The following is a 278-nucleotide window of genomic DNA, read 5'->3' as shown; positions in this document are numbered from 1 at the left end:
CGAGCAACTTTGCATAACGTAGATTATATCGCCGAAAAAGATATTCGTATTGGCGATACGGTCATTGTTTATAAGGCGGGAGATATTATTCCAGCAGTTCTGAAAGTGGTGGACAAGTATCGAAAAGAGCAAGAAATCATGCCCATTCCTAGTCATTGTCCGTCTTGTCAGAGCGACCTACAACACTATGAGGACGAAGTTGCCCTCCGCTGTATCAACCCTATTTGTCCTAGCCAGCTGATGAGTAAGTTGGAACATTTTGCAAGTCGGGATGCTAT

The 278-nt window shown here is 43.9% G+C and carries 1 pseudogene; it reads left to right on the top strand.

Going from position 1 to position 278, the window contains the following annotated elements:
- Positions 1 to 278, top strand: a pseudogene (ligA, locus tag C1G53_RS12455) (NAD-dependent DNA ligase LigA); the annotation flags it as partial.

The organism is Streptococcus suis (genome assembly GCF_002960445.1).
GTDB classification, from domain to species: Bacteria; Bacillota; Bacilli; order Lactobacillales; family Streptococcaceae; genus Streptococcus; species Streptococcus hyiners.
The sequence above is the reverse complement of the archived record's forward strand: the minus strand, read 5'-3'. Positions and strand labels throughout refer to the sequence as shown.